Origin of the sequence: Hydrogenophaga sp. Root209 (assembly GCF_001428625.1) — a bacterium.
In the GTDB taxonomy this organism is placed as follows: Bacteria; Pseudomonadota; Gammaproteobacteria; order Burkholderiales; family Burkholderiaceae_C; genus Hydrogenophaga.
In genome coordinates this window covers 11182-25076 of the sequence record NZ_LMIE01000012.1, presented here as the reverse complement: position 1 = coordinate 25076, position 13895 = coordinate 11182, and the positions used below count along the sequence as shown (strand labels likewise).

Genomic DNA, 13895 nt, shown 5'->3' with positions numbered 1-13895 from the left:
TCATGGCTGCACGACGACCCGAAGCTCGGCCGTGGGGGGTGGCGACAGTCGGCGTGCCGTGATGCGGCCTTCGGGTTGTTTGGCCAGATCGGCCTGCCAGCCCGGCACATCGCCTGTTCGCCCGCGCAGCCAGTCGAACAGGGCGGCCACCGGCACGGGCGTGCCACTGAGTTCGGCGGTGAGTTCGTCCAGGCTGCCACGTCGGGTGATCTGACCATCCTGGCGCAGTTCGGCGCTGCCGGGCGACCACACCACCGTGGCCAGCGACGTTCCCAGAGGCGTCGTGAGTTGCAGTTCACCGGTAGCCGGCGTGCCGCGCAAATCGAAGCTGGCTGAAAACGACTGGGGTGGATCGCTTTGCACGGTCATGGCCAGGCGGCCACTCCAGAATTCTTCGCCGGGTACGGCAACGCGCTGCGGGGTGGCGCAAGCCGACAGCAGAGCCACGGTGACCAGCAGCGCAGCCCTCCTCATGGTTTGACGCGCAGGCGCTTGAGCGTTCCTTGCAAGGTCTCGTTGTCCGCTGACTGCATCAAGCCTTCGCGCCATATCTTCAGTGCCTGGTCTCGTTGACCTTGTGACCAAAGCACCTCGCCCAAGTGCGCCGCGATTTCCGGATCGGGGCGTTTCCCATAAGCGGTTTGCAGGATGTCGAGCGCACGCGCGATGTTGCCCAGGCGGAATTCCACCCAGCCCAGGCTGTCCTGGATGTAGGCATCGCCGGGCGCGAGTTCAACCGCTTTTTCGATCAGCTTTTTGGCTTCGGGCAGGCGCTCGTTGCGATCGGCCAGCGAATAGCCCAGCGCGTTGTAGGCGTGGTGAAAATCGGGTTTGGCAGCGATCAGGGCGCGCAGCAGCACTTCCATGTCGCCTGGCTTGCCGGCTTTCTCCGCCATCATGGCCTGGTCGTAGCGCAGGTCGGCCACGTCGGGGAAGCGGGCGACCGCTTCGCCATAGACCTCATAGGCTTCCTTCCAGGCTTTGAAATCGCGCAGCAATTGGGCCTCGGCCACCAGCTTCAGGCGTGCGTCGTCAGGGGTGCGTTCGGGCTGGCTGCGCAACAAGGCCCGGGCCTGAGGCATCTGGCCTTGCCGAGCCAGCAGCGACGCGCGGCGCATCTGCGCTGCCATGATGTCTTCGGCGTTTTCAATGCGGTCCAGCCACGCGGCGGCGGCCGGGAAATCCTGTCGCTTTTCGGCGATCTGCGCCATCATCAAATAGGCTTGCGTGAGGCCACGGGCAGCACGTTCGTCGCCCGCCTGTCGAGCCAGCGTCATGTACTTTTCCAGCGATGCGGTGGCCGCAGGCAAGGCGTTTTCCTGCAGTTGCACCGAACCGAGCAACAGCCAGGGTTCAGCCTGGTCGGGCTGGCGGGTCGTCAGCTTTTCAAGCTGTGCACGTGCTTCCTGGTTGCGCTGCGTGTCCAGCAGGATGCGTGCATACGCGAGGGCGACAGCGGTGTCGGCCGATGTGGTGATGCTGCTGGCATTGAGCTGCTGCTGCACGATGGGCTCAGCCGACTGTTCACCGCGTTCCATGAGCTCAAGGGCGAGCAGAGCGGGAAATGGCGATGCAGGTTCTGCGGTGTGGCCCAGGCGGGCCGAGGTCAGTGCCTCGGGCAATTGGTCTTGCGCCAGATACATCCGGCCGACCGAGGTGAATGCGGCGGCTGCGTGCAGAGGTTGTTTGAGGTATGGGCCCAACGCTTCACGCACCACAGCGGCGGCAAGCGCCTTGTCGGTCAGACGGGAGAACGTCTGAGGAATGGCGTTGATGGTGTCGTTGCGCTCCGCTGCGCTGACATCGTTGAGGATGGTCTGCAGCACGGGCCCGGTTTCGCTGACGCGGTTGAGTGCCAGCAGGATTTGCAGCACGAACCGGTTGGCTTCAGAGCTGCCGGGGATTTCCTGCGACCAGGCGCGCGCCGCAGTCAGCGCCGCTTCACCCGAGCGGGCTTGCAGCGCCACCTCGACCGCACGGCGGTAGAGGTGAGGATCACGTTGCTTGCGGGCCGCGTCCAGGATGAAGGAGTAGCCTGTTCCGGGCTCGCCTGCACGCACATTGAGTTCGCCCAGCAGCAATTGGTAGAAAAGCGGCGCGTTCAATGCCGAGTTGACGACCTCTCCGGAGTCCGGTGCAGTGGCTGGCGCTGGCTCAGGTGCTGTCGGAGTGGGTTGCGCCGCGGCACCCCAGAAGCAGGCGGCCAATGCGAAAGCCAGTGCCGACTTGCGCACAAGCCCGGCATGCGGGGTGGATGGGCCTGCGATGCGGTGCAAGGTATTCATCGGGTCATGATAATGGAAGGTTTTCGGGGCGCAGGGGTCTGATCTGAAGACCGCACAAGCGTTCCGGATGCCCTGAAGAAAATACCGATCCATGCCCGAACTCCCCGAAGTTGAAGTCACCCGGCGCAGCTTTGCCGACCGCATTGCCGGAGCTTCGATCCTGCGCCTGGAGATGGGCAAGCCCTTGCGCTGGCCTTTGGGTTGCGAAGCGTCCATCTTGGAGGGACGATCGGTGCGATCGGTCACACGTCGGGGCAAGTACCTTTTGCTCAACCTGGATGAAGGACACCTGCTGCTGCACTTGGGCATGTCGGGCAGTCTGCAGTTTGCGCACGTGCTGCCGAGTCGCGGCAACCACGATCATTTTGAGTTGCTGACCAGCCAGGGCACATTGCGTCTGCACGACCCTCGTCGTTTTGGTGCGGTCGTCTATGTCCAGGCGCTGGACGCCGCGCCAGCGACCAAGCTGCTCGGCAGCCTGGGTGTGGAGCCACTTGAGGCGGGCTTTGACCCCTTGGCTTTTCACCGAGCCCTGCAGTTGCGACGATCGGCGATCAAACAGGTGTTGCTGGCCGGTGACATCGTGGTGGGCGTGGGCAACATCTATGCGTCGGAAGCCTTGTTCATGGCGGGCATTCGGCCTACCTTGCGAGCCGATCGGCTGAGCAAGCCGCGCGTCCTGCGTCTGCACGCAGCGATCGTTCAGGTGCTCACGCGCGCGGTGGCACTGGGTGGCAGCACCTTGCGCGACTTCTCCAGCGCCGAAGGCCAGTCGGGCTACTTCCAGCTGGATGCCATGGTCTACGGTCGGGAAGGCCTACCCTGCAGGGTATGTGGTACACCCGTCAAGGCCATTCGCCAGGGGCAGCGATCGACGTTTTTTTGCACCACTTGCCAGAAAGCTTGATCCGTTTGCCGGCCCGGCTGTCGGGCATGCAGGCCGCCCGGTTTTGTGAGGAAGGCCGATGCTATATTGACCAGTGGTTACAACATCAGACCTATGAGTTTCAATCAGGAATTTGATCAACATGGCGTGTGGCGCAAGCAGTTTGCCTTGCGTTTGCGCTTGCTTGCCGAGTGGCTGACCGATCACGACCTGATGGAGCCTGGCATCCGCGAGCGTCTGGACGGTCTGCATGCCCAGGTCAAGAACGACAAGATCATGGTGGCCTTCGTGGCCGAGTTCTCCCGGGGCAAGTCGGAGCTGATCAACGCGGTATTTTTTGCCGGCTATGGGCGTCGCATCATGCCGGCGAGCGCGGGTCGCACCACGATGTGCCCCACCGAGTTGGGCTACGACGCTGAGGTGCCGCCTTGCCTTCGGCTGCTGCCCATCGAGACCCGCCTGCAACCGCTGTCGTTGCTGGATTGGCGCAATGCGCCCGACAAGTGGGAGCGCATTGACCTGGATGTGAACGATCCCAAGCAGCTCGCCCGTGCGATCCAGAAGGTGGCCGAGGTTCGCCGGGTTACGCTGGACGAAGCGCGTGGCTTGGGTTTCTGGAGCGATGAAACGCCCGATGACAATCCGCTGGCCGCAGCCGATGGCACGGTGGAGGTGCCGAAGTGGCGTCATGCCCTGATCAACATGGCACACCCATTGCTCAAGCAAGGCCTGGTAATTCTGGACACGCCCGGGCTCAATGCGATCGGTGCCGAACCTGAACTCACCGTGAGTCTGCTGCCCCAGGCGCAGGCTGTGGTGTTCATTCTCGCGGCCGATACCGGCGTGACCAAATCCGACCTCACCATCTGGCGCCAGCATCTGTCGGTGCTGGGCGAGGGCAAGGAGTCGCGCCTGGTTGTGCTCAACAAGATCGACACGATGTGGGACGCACTGAGCTCGCCCGAGCAAGTTCAATTGCAGATTGCATCGCAACGCACAGACTCGGCCGAGATTCTCGGGCTTTCGCCGCGCCAGGTGCTGGCGGTATCTGCACAGAAGGGCCTGCTGGCCAAGGTCAATCGCGACAAGAAGCTGCTCGAAGCGAGCAACCTCATGGAACTCGAGACTGCGCTGGGTGTGGACCTGCTGGGCCAGCGGCGCAAGATCCTGAGTGCGGCCGTGGCCACCGGAATCCAGTCTTTGCGCGTGGAGACCACGCGCATGGTGCACACGCGCTCGCGCGATCTGGTGGAGCAGATCCAGGAGCTGGACGGATTGCGAGGCAAGAACGCCAGCGTGATCAAGCAGATGCGCCTGCGCATCGAGCAAGAGCAGGCCGACTTCGACGCCAGCGGCGCCAAGATCCAGGCGGTGCGTTCGGTCCACCTGCGCCTGCTCAAGGACCTTTTTGCCATGTTGAGCGCCACGCACCTCAAGTCTGAAGTGTCGGTGTTGTCCAAGGCGCTTCGACAGCCAGGCATCAAGCTCGGCGTGCGCCGTGCCTACGATCACACGTTTGACCGGCTGCGCGCCGACATGGCCAAGGCCGATGGCATGGCTGGCGACATCCAGGCCATGCTGGAAGGCAGCTTCAAGAGCCTGAACGCCGAGTACGGATTTTCGTTGCAGGCGCCCACGCCGCCGCAACTGGCCCAGTACGTCAAGGACCTCGATCTGATCGAGAAAAGTCATTTGCAGTACCTCAGTCTGGGCAACGCGCTCAAGCTGGCTCAGCCCGAGTTTGCCGAGCGCCTGGCGCGTGCGCTCATGAGCCGCCTGCGCGTGGTGTACGACACGGCGGTCAACGAGGTGGAGCTGTGGAACAAATCGGCAGCGGCTCAACTGGATGCCCAGTTGCGCGAGCGCCGCCGCAATTTCACCCGGCGGATTGAAGCGGTCTCGCGCATCCAGCAGGCCGCAGGTGGTCTCGACGAGCGCATCCGCGAATTGCAGACCCATCAGGCGAAGCTCAACCTGCTCGATGCCAAGCTGGCCGAGCTGACCGACCACCTGCTGGCCGCGCCCGAAGAAGAGTCCGCCGAAGCCTTGGCGGCATGAGCGGTGTCGTCGGCCGGCGTGCCGATCTGCCTCCCACCTTTGCTCCCCTGCTGATCGATTGGCAACGCCGCGCCGGGCGCAGCGGCTTGCCTTGGCAGGGTATCCGCGATCCTTATCGCGTGTGGTTGTCCGAGGTGATGCTGCAGCAAACCCAGGTGAGCACCGTGCTGGGCTACTACGCGCGTTTCCTGGAGCGATTTCCCGACGTTCGCGCTCTGGCTGCCGCGCAAACCGACGAGGTCATGGCCCTGTGGAGCGGCCTGGGTTACTACAGCCGAGCGCGCAACCTGCACCGCTGCGCACAGGCGGTGGTGGCCACGCACGGTGGCGAATTCCCCTCTACCGCCGCCAGGCTCGAAACCTTGCCCGGCATCGGTGCTTCCACTGCAGCGGCCATTGCATCGTTCTGTTTTGGCGAACGTGTCTCCATCGTGGATGGCAATGTGCGACGGGTGCTCACGCGCTTGCTCGCGTTTGAAGGCGATCTGGCGCAGACGAAACCCCAACGCGCGCTGTGGGAGATCGCGCAGGCGCTGTTGCCGAACAACCCATCTGCCGATGACATGACGGCCTACACGCAAGGGCTCATGGACCTGGGGGCGACGTTGTGCACGCGCAGCCGCCCGTCCTGTGGGCAGTGCCCCATGCAGGGCATTTGCCGGGGCTATCAGGCAGGCGAGCCGCAGCGTTTTCCTGTAAAGACCCGCACCTTGAAGCGCCGTCATGAAAGCTGGTGGTTGCTGCTCGTGAAGCGCGCCGATGGGCGGGAACGATTCTGGCTGCAGCGCCGACCGGCCAGCGGGATCTGGGCCGGCTTGTATTGCCCGCCGGTGTTTGAAAGCGAGCAAGCTGCTCACGCCGGGTTGCCCTCTGCCTGGGTGAATCGGTTGATCGCGTTGGACGCCGTGTCGCACAGCCTCACCCACCGGGAGTTGCGGTTGCACCCCTTGCTGCTGGAACTCACGTCAGAGCCGTTATCCGGCGAACTGCCTGAAGGCCAATGGGTGGAAGCTGAACGGCTGGGCCAGCATGGCCTGCCCGCGCCGGTGAAGCTGCTGCTGCACGCTGCGTGGGCGTCTGACCTGTTTGTGCGGACTTAAACGCCCGGCACGATCGGCGTTGGCCAGCTATCGGCCTCGCGGTGTCTCACACGCGTGGACCAGTCCATGCCGAAGGCCCGCGCGAGTTGCTCCACCAGGTACACCGAACGGTGCTGCCCGCCCGTGCAGCCAATGGCCACGGTCACATAGCTGCGGTGATCGCGCAGCATCTGGGGAAGCCAGTGCCCGAGGAAATCTGTGATCTGCTGCTCCATTTGCCGCACCTCGGGCTGAGCGGCCAAGTAGGCTGCCACCGGGGCGTCGCGGCCCGTCAGGGGCTTGAGTTCGGGCTCGTAATGTGGATTGGCGAGCATGCGCACATCGAACACAAAGTCGGCGTCCATGGGGATGCCGCGCTTGAAGGCAAACGACTCGAACACCAGCGTGAGCGGTGCCTGCGTGGCGCCCAGCAGGTCCTTGATCTGGCTGCGCAGGTGCGTGGGTCGGATCAGGCTGGTGTCGAGCACCAGCGCCTGGTCCCGCAGTTCAGCGAGCAACTCGCGCTCCTGCTCGATGGCATCGGTCAGGGCTCGGTGCTGGTCGTTGAACTGCTTGAGCGACAGAGGATGCAGCCGTCGCGTCTCTGAAAACCGGCGCACCAGCGTGTCGGTGGTCGCATCGAGAAACACAGTGGTGAGGTTCACCGGGCGCTGGGCGTGGTGCTGAAGCTGCGCCAGCCGCTTGGGCAACCCCGGCAGCGAACCCGCGCTGCGCACGTCCATGGCTATGGCCACCTTGCTGGCCTTGTGGCTCTGTTCCAGTTCGATGAAGGATTCGAGCAACTCGGGCGGCAGGTTGTCCACGCAGTAGAAACCCACGTCTTCCAACGCAGTGAGTGCGACCGACTTGCCCGAGCCGGACATGCCGGTGATCAACACCAGATGAATTGGCGCTTCGTTCGGTGAAAACATGTTGGTTGGATCGGTCAAGCCGACAGGAGTTCGCGGGCATGGGCCAGCGAGATTTCCGACTTCTCGCTACCGCCGAGCATGCGTGCTAGCTCAACCACGCGCGCTTCGTGCTCGATAGGGGACACCGTGCTCAGCGTCTGTTTCCCGACCATCTGCTTGCTCACCAGCAGGTGGTGGTCGGCGCAGGCCGCCACCTGGGGCAGGTGGGTCACGGCCAGTACCTGGCGGTCGCGCCCGAGCTGGCGCAGCAACTGGCCCACGGTGTGCGCCACGGCGCCGCCGATGCCGGAGTCCACCTCGTCAAATATCAACGTGGGCGCCTGCCCCAGCCGGCTGGTGACCACCGAGATCGCCAGAGCGATGCGGGAGAGTTCACCGCCCGAGGCCACCTTGCCCACCGGCTTGGGTGTGGCGCCGGCATGGCCCGCCACGCGAAATTCGACCTGTTCCCAACCATGTGCCTGGGCCTCATCGAGGCGCTGCAACGCCACTTCAAACACGCCGCCTTGCATGCCCAGGCGCTGCATGCTCTGAGTGACCGCCTTCGACAGCTTGGGTGCAGCCTTCTGGCGTTCCTTGGTGATGGTTTGCAACTCGGTGTTGAATGCTTTCCAAGCCGAGCGCTCCGCCTGCTGCAGAGCGTCCAGGTCCAACGCCTGATCGATTGCGGCCAGCTCGCTTTTCCATTGCCCGAGCACCTCGGCCAGTTCGTCGGGACTGCGGCGGTAGCGCCGTGCCAGCGACACCCACTGAGCGAGGCGTTGATCCAGCGCCTCCAGACTGGTGGGGTCCTGGTCGGTGTGGCGTGCGTACTGGTGCAGGTTGTGCACCGTGTCCTGCACGTGCGCCAAGGCGGCTTCCAGTGCGGCGATGGCGTCCGAAAACCGGGGCTCGATGTGCGCCTGCGCCTGCAGAGCCACGAGCGCGCGGTGGATCAGTGTCGCCGCATTCGGTTCCTCGTCGTCCAGTGCGGTGACAGCGGCTTGCGCGGCGTCCAACAGACCCTGCGCGTTGGCCAGGCGGCTGTGCTGCGCATTCAGTTCTTCCCATTCGCCGGACAGCGGCGTGAGTTTGTCGAGTTCCGATATCTGCCAGGCGAGGCGCTCACTTTCCTGCTGGAGCGTGTTCTGCTTCTCGGTCGCGTTGTCCAGGGCCTTGCGTTTTTGGCGCCACTGTGCCCAGGCCTGGGTGGCGCCGGTGGTGTCGATGCCGGCGTAGGCGTCGAGCAGGTCGCGCACGGCTTCTGCACGTGTGAGGCTCTGCCAGGCATGTTGGCCGTGGATGTCGACCAGGCCGTCGGCCAAGGCCTTGAGCTGCGCCATCGTGGCTGCGCTGCCATTGATCCAGGCGCGGCTGCGGCCCTCGGTGTCCACCGTGCGGCGCAACAGCAGGCCGTCCTCCACCGGAAAACCTTGTTCTTCCAGCCAGGGTGTCAGGGAGGCGGGCGCGTCGAACTCGGCAGCGATCTCGCAGCGCGTAGCGCCTTCGCGCACCACGCCGCTTTCGGCCCGGGCACCCAGCGCCAGCTGCAGCGCGTCGATCAAGATGGACTTGCCCGCACCGGTCTCGCCCGTGAGCACGCCAAAGCCCTGGCCCAGTTCCAGGTCGAGGGACTGCACGATGACGAAGTCGCGCAGGGCAATGCGGCGGAGGCTCATGATGGGTGTCGGGTGTTGTGGACAGGCGGGATTCTGACGGGTCCTCAGACCCCTTCGTTCCAATGCAGTTTCTTGCGCAAGGTGTCGAAGTAACTCCATCCCACCGGATGCAGCAGGCGCAAGGCATGTTCGGATCGGCGTACCACAATGCGGTCGCCATGCAACAGACTGGTGAAGGACTGCATGTCGAAATTGGCGCTGGCTTCCTTGCCCGAGACGATCTCCACGGCGATCTCGCTGTGCCCGGGCAACACCACGGGCCGGTTGGACAAGGTGTGCGGCGCGATCGGCACCATCAGCCAGCCCCCGATGGCCGGGTGCAGCAGCGGCCCACCGGCCGACAGGGCGTAAGCGGTAGAACCCGTTGGAGACGCAATGATCAGGCCGTCGGCGCGTTGGTTGGCCACGAAATGCCCGTCCACCTCCACCCGCAGTTCGATCATGCTGGCAGCACCACCCCGGTTGACCACCACGTCGTTGAGTGCGGTGGCCTCGAACACGCAGCGGCCATCGCGCCACACGCTGGCGGCCATGAGCGAGCGCGGATCGTCCTCAAACGAGCCGCGCAGGATGGGGTGCAGCTTGGCACGGAAATCTTCAAAAGGAATGTCGGTGATGAAGCCGAGGCGCCCCTGGTTGATGCCCACCAGCGGCACACCGTAGCGCGCCAGTTGTCGACCAATGCCCAACATCGTGCCGTCGCCTCCCACCACCAGGGCCAGATCGCAGTGCTGGCCCATCTCGGGTACCGTGAGCGCCCGGTATTGAGTCAGGCCGGTGTTGAGCGCAGTTTCCTGCTCCAGCGACACGTCGCAGCCCTCGTCGTGCAGGAAGTGCGCGATTTCGTCGACGGCGTCTCGCGACCCAGGTGCGTGGTATTTGCCGACGATAACCACATGCGAAAAGCGCAAGGGGCGGTCCGATCGGATGGGGGTGGACCGTGTGTCGGGGGGCATGCTCATGCGCAAATTACAACATAGCCCGTCTGTGGTGGATTGCCCGAAAACCCTCGCTTGCGAACGGTATCGGGCAGTGGTCTCTCCGTAAAATGAAGCGATGTTGGACGACCGCGCGAAGCTGCTGCTCAAAACCCTTGTCGAGCGATACATCGCCGACGGCCAGCCCGTGGGCTCGCGCACGCTGGCGCGTGCCGCCGGCATGGAGCTGTCGCCAGCCACCATCCGCAACGTGATGAGCGATCTGGAAGAGCTCGGCCTGATCGCCAGCCCACACACCTCGGCCGGGCGCATCCCAACCGCGCGTGGCTACCGCATGTTTGTCGACACAATGCTCACCGTGCGACGTGAAGGGCTTTCGCCCGTGAGCGAGATGACGGCGCCGGGCATCGAGGCTGGCCAGCCGCACCGTGTCATCAGCCACGCGGCCAACATGCTGTCCAGCCTGTCGCAGTTCGTGGGCGTCATCACAGCCCCGCGCCGCGCCTCTGTGTTTCGCCACATCGAATTCCTGAGCCTGTCGGACCGGCGGGTCCTGGTGATCATTGTCTCCCCCGAGGGAGAGGTGCAGAACCGCATCATCCACACACAGGCCACATTCACCCAGTCGCAGTTGCTTGAAGCAGCCAATTTCCTCAACAGCCATTACTCCGGCCTGACCATGGAGGCTGTGCGCGAACGGCTCAAGAACGAGGTCGATGCCTTGCGCGGCGAGATTGCGGACCTCATGAAGGCGGCGGTGGACATCGGTGCCGAAAACGACTCGGCTCAAGACGAGGTGGTGGTGTCGGGTGAACGCAACCTGCTCTCGGTGAGTGAGTTCTCCAGCGACATGGGCAACCTGCGCCGCATGTTCGACCTGTTCGAGCAAAAAACCCAGCTCATTCGCCTGCTGGATGTGTCGGCCCAAGCCGACGGCGTGCGTATCTATATTGGTGGCGAGAGTCAGGTCGTGCCGTACGAGGATCTGTCGGTGGTCACGGCGCCCTACGAGATCGATGGCCAGATCGTTGGAACATTGGGCGTGATCGGCCCTCAGCGCATGCCTTACGAACGCATGATCCAGATCGTTGATGTGACCGCCAAACTGGTGGGCAATGCCCTGAGTCACAACAAGTAGAGGTTTGCCCGAGCCCGGCCCCTACAATCCCGCTGTTGTCGGGCCGTTAGCTCAGTTGGTTAGAGCAGAGGACTCATAATCCTTTGGTCGTTGGTTCAAGTCCAACACGGCCTACCAAAAAACCCTGCTATAATTCAAGGCTTCGCGGCTGTAGCTCAGTTGGATAGAGTACTTGGCTACGAACCAAGGGGTCGTGGGTTCAATTCCTGCCAGCCGCACCAGAACATCGTTCTAGATCAACGGGTTAGCTCCAAAAGAGCTAGCCCGTTTTTCTTTGCTGCGGGACTTTTGCGGGACTCGGAATTGATCATCAGCATCCGAGGCTCAAGTCCGTGTGCCAGCTTTCCGCACCGCATGCTCCGCTTTCAGCGCCTGGAGGCTCTTGTTCCAGCCATTGGTCGGCTGTGTGATCTTCTCCAGAGCTTCATGAAGTTCTCGAATCTGGGCCATTGAGTAGTGGTTGGTGACGGAGCGATTGCTGTGCCACAACACGTCTCGTCGAGTCGACTCACTGACTCCTGCCTCACGCAGTCGCATGCCCACGGTGTGTCGAAGGTCGTGGACACGCAGATCGCCCAGTGCTGCTCTTGAGCGTGCTGCCTGCCACGCACTGTTGTTCATTGCCTTAATTGGGCCCAGTTCACGGTGGCGCCAAGACATTGCAAAAACGTGGGTAGGGTGATGTCCTCGTGCTTCCTCAATCACCGCCTGAGAAATGCGGTTGCACACCACCAGCTTTGAAGTGCGGCGACCTTTGACGTTTTCTGGTGGAGTCTCGAACACAGAGATGTTGAGCTCCGGTACTGGGATCTCCCAATCCCATTGGAGATTGCAAACCACGTCATCTCGTACGCCACTGTGCAGGATAAACAGCGCCATGTCGTGAAGATGTTTCGGCAACTCCTTGAGCAAACGCTCCTGCTCGTCCCAGGTGATCGGTCGCGGCGACCGCTGATAACCTGTCAAAGGCAACATGGTGATTAGTGGGGCCGAGGCCAGCCAAGGCTTGCCCGACTCGGAGTCGCGCCATGTGCCCGCTGCCAGATTGAGCACTCGACGCACCGCTCCCAAGCTCAGATTAATCGTTTTGTGTGAGATCTTTGCCTTGCGTCGAGCATCGATGAAAGGCTGCAGTGTTCCGGAGTGAACTTGCTCAAGCAGAAGGTCGCCAACGTACGGCATCACCGCCTTCAGGTGATAGCCAGATGACTCTACTGACGGAAGATGCACATTCTCTTCAATGTAGCGTCCAGCTGCTTGGTCGAAGGTGATCTGCGGGGTGCCGCCATGGACGCGCGTCTGCCGTAGTACCTCTAGTTCCCGGGTGAGCCACGCTTCTGCGTCTTCATACGATTCAAAGCTTTGGTAAAGACGAACGCCTTCGACGAATTTGTCGACGACCCAGCTACCGTTTTGACGTTGATAGATGCCGGTTGATTTTTTTCCCATGGTGTTGCACTCGTTTTCTCAGGTTTGGTTTGCGTGTCGTCGGCGCGAGGGAACTCAGTGCCGGGTGCATTGAACATTTCGTATGCAATTGCCTTCACTTCTTCGCAAAGGAACAGGAGAGAAGTGCCTTGCTTTGTTGTTCTCAGGCGCGGCCTGATGTGCGTGTCGAAGTAGTTTGGCTTGACGCAAAGTGCTTGAATGGCACGCTGGCGGTTCATGCAGTACAGAGGGAGCTCATCGTCGAAGTCGTGCCGTGGTTTTTCTTTCATGTGTGGTTCTCTCTGATCAAGATTGCATAGGTCAGTCACTTGTCAAGAGCGCGGCAGTACGCAAGCGCCTCAGTGAGGCAAAGCCGAGCCTGGGCACAGACAACTTGCCCAAATGATGAAAAGGAAAAAAATGAACAGCCCGCTTTGCGAAGAGCGGAACGGAAAATGCCTGTGTGGCCTGCGCAGAAGGCGGCCGGTGCGGAGCTGGCGCGTGAATGGCTGTAGCTCGCGATGATTGAAGGATTTCGCCTTCACGCACTTGCGTGCGCCGACCTAGGTATCTTGGTCAGATCAGAATCAATCAGACGACCATGACCAGTCTTTTCATTCGAGACTTGTCACAACGCTGATCCATGCAGAGTTCACTCATCATTAACGGTGAACTCAAGTTGAAGGAAGGCATGTGCCTTCACGTACTCTCGTACGGTGACTAGAAATGTATTGGGCAGACCGAACCTGGTCAATCGATCCCGACCAGTCCCGCGCACTTACCCTTGTCAGCGACGACTGCCAGCTGCTCCTAAGAACACGACACGCGCTGAACAAGCGACTTCATTGAGGTGCTTTGTCCTAGAGCTATTCCAAGGTTCCATGAGAGCACTGCTTTCTAGAGAGCTCAGCACCAACGTATGCACCTGCTTGGTCGACACGTGATGCCCCAGAAGTTGCGCAAGTGATGTTGCCAGCCGGCGTGTAGGGCGCTTGGATTGACGGGCAGCGCCGCTCAGGGTTTCCATGTTCACCTCAAGGAGGCGGTACATCCTATCCTCCGGGTTAAGGCAGTGATTGCGGGGGAACTCGGTGTGCCCCGGTGTGTTCTTGACTCGTTGCTGGGCGGACGCGTTTTGCTCGTTTTTCGTCACGGTGAGAATTGATCCGCCCCGTGTTTCGTGGAGGCCGGTTGGTTTAAGTCAGGCAGCGGTTGCCGCCTGATTGGCGAGATGCCGGTAATAGTTTGCCTCAGCCTCGGCTGGAGGTATGTAGCCGATCGGTTCCAGCAGCCTGTGGTGGTTGAACCAAGACACCCATTCAAGGGTGGCCAGCTCCACCGATTCCTTGGTCTTCCAAGGCGCTCGCCGGTGGATCAGCTCGGCCTTGTACAAGCCGTTGATGGTCTCGGCCAGCGCGTTGTCGTAGCTGTCGCCCTTGCTGCCCACTGAAGGCTCAATGCCCGCCTCGGCGAGGCGCTCGCTGTAGCGGATG

11 protein-coding genes and 2 tRNA genes are annotated in these 13895 nt (G+C 62.2%); 6 read left to right on the top strand and 7 right to left on the bottom strand.

The window, feature by feature from the left end; all coding sequences use genetic code 11:
• Entirely contained in the window at window positions 1–474 is a 474-nt protein-coding gene (locus ASE11_RS08840; protein ID WP_056269361.1) for a lipoprotein insertase outer membrane protein LolB, read from the bottom strand.
• The gene (locus ASE11_RS08835) at window positions 471–2285 is read right to left on the bottom strand and encodes a tetratricopeptide repeat protein (protein WP_056269358.1); all 1815 of its coding nucleotides are present in this window, start codon (window positions 2283–2285) and stop codon (window positions 471–473) included. Before ASE11_RS08835 ends, ASE11_RS08840 begins: the two co-directional genes overlap by 4 nt.
• A gap of 91 nt (window positions 2286–2376) precedes the next feature.
• On the opposite strand from ASE11_RS08835, the gene mutM reads away from it, so the two are divergent.
• The 3 genes from mutM to mutY all read left to right on the top strand — a co-directional run bounded on the left by mutM (window position 2377) and on the right by mutY (window position 6329).
• Entirely contained in the window at window positions 2377–3192 is an 816-nt protein-coding gene (gene mutM, locus ASE11_RS08830) for a bifunctional DNA-formamidopyrimidine glycosylase/DNA-(apurinic or apyrimidinic site) lyase (protein WP_056269356.1), read from the top strand.
• A 93-nt stretch (window positions 3193–3285) separates the two neighbouring features.
• Window positions 3286–5229 carry a dynamin family protein gene (locus ASE11_RS08825; protein WP_056269354.1) on the top strand — a complete coding sequence of 648 codons (1944 nt, stop codon included), beginning with the start codon at window positions 3286–3288 and terminating at the stop codon, window positions 5227–5229.
• The gene (gene mutY / locus ASE11_RS08820) at window positions 5226–6329 is read left to right on the top strand and encodes an A/G-specific adenine glycosylase (RefSeq protein WP_056269352.1); all 1104 of its coding nucleotides are present in this window, start codon (window positions 5226–5228) and stop codon (window positions 6327–6329) included. Before ASE11_RS08825 ends, mutY begins: the two co-directional genes overlap by 4 nt.
• Here mutY and rapZ read toward each other — a convergent pair.
• The 3 genes from rapZ to ASE11_RS08805 are packed head-to-tail and all read right to left on the bottom strand — an operon-like array spanning window position 6326 to window position 9854.
• Window positions 6326–7240 carry an RNase adapter RapZ gene (gene rapZ / locus ASE11_RS08815; RefSeq protein ID WP_056270581.1) on the bottom strand — a complete coding sequence of 305 codons (915 nt, stop codon included), beginning with the start codon at window positions 7238–7240 and terminating at the stop codon, window positions 6326–6328. The two genes, mutY and rapZ, sit on opposite strands and share 4 nt — an antisense overlap.
• A 14-nt stretch (window positions 7241–7254) precedes the next feature.
• On the bottom strand, window positions 7255–8898 hold the full coding sequence (recN, locus tag ASE11_RS08810) for a DNA repair protein RecN (RefSeq protein WP_056269350.1): 1644 nt from the start codon (window positions 8896–8898) through the stop codon (window positions 7255–7257).
• Window positions 8899–8942: 44 nt separating this feature from the next.
• The gene (locus ASE11_RS08805; RefSeq protein ID WP_056270576.1) at window positions 8943–9854 is read right to left on the bottom strand and encodes an NAD kinase; all 912 of its coding nucleotides are present in this window, start codon (window positions 9852–9854) and stop codon (window positions 8943–8945) included.
• 100 nt (window positions 9855–9954) lie between these two features.
• On the opposite strand from ASE11_RS08805, the gene hrcA reads away from it, so the two are divergent.
• The 3 genes from hrcA to ASE11_RS08790 all read left to right on the top strand — a co-directional run bounded on the left by hrcA (window position 9955) and on the right by ASE11_RS08790 (window position 11195).
• A complete protein-coding gene (hrcA, locus tag ASE11_RS08800; RefSeq protein WP_056269347.1) occupies window positions 9955–10974 on the top strand; it encodes a heat-inducible transcriptional repressor HrcA in 1020 nt (339 codons plus the stop codon).
• A 40-nt stretch (window positions 10975–11014) separates the two neighbouring features.
• Window positions 11015–11091 (top strand) — tRNA-Ile (locus ASE11_RS08795).
• A 27-nt stretch (window positions 11092–11118) separates the two neighbouring features.
• A tRNA-Arg gene (locus ASE11_RS08790) sits at window positions 11119–11195 on the top strand.
• Window positions 11196–11298: 103 nt separating this feature from the next.
• Here ASE11_RS08790 and ASE11_RS26540 read toward each other — a convergent pair.
• Together ASE11_RS26540 and ASE11_RS26535 are read right to left on the bottom strand one after the other, a co-directional pair.
• A complete protein-coding gene (locus tag ASE11_RS26540) occupies window positions 11299–12423 on the bottom strand; it encodes a tyrosine-type recombinase/integrase (protein WP_056269345.1) in 1125 nt (374 codons plus the stop codon).
• 1180 nt (window positions 12424–13603) lie between these two features.
• The coding region (locus ASE11_RS26535; RefSeq protein ID WP_235501237.1) for an integrase core domain-containing protein at window positions 13604–13895 on the bottom strand (292 nt) is incomplete at its 5' end.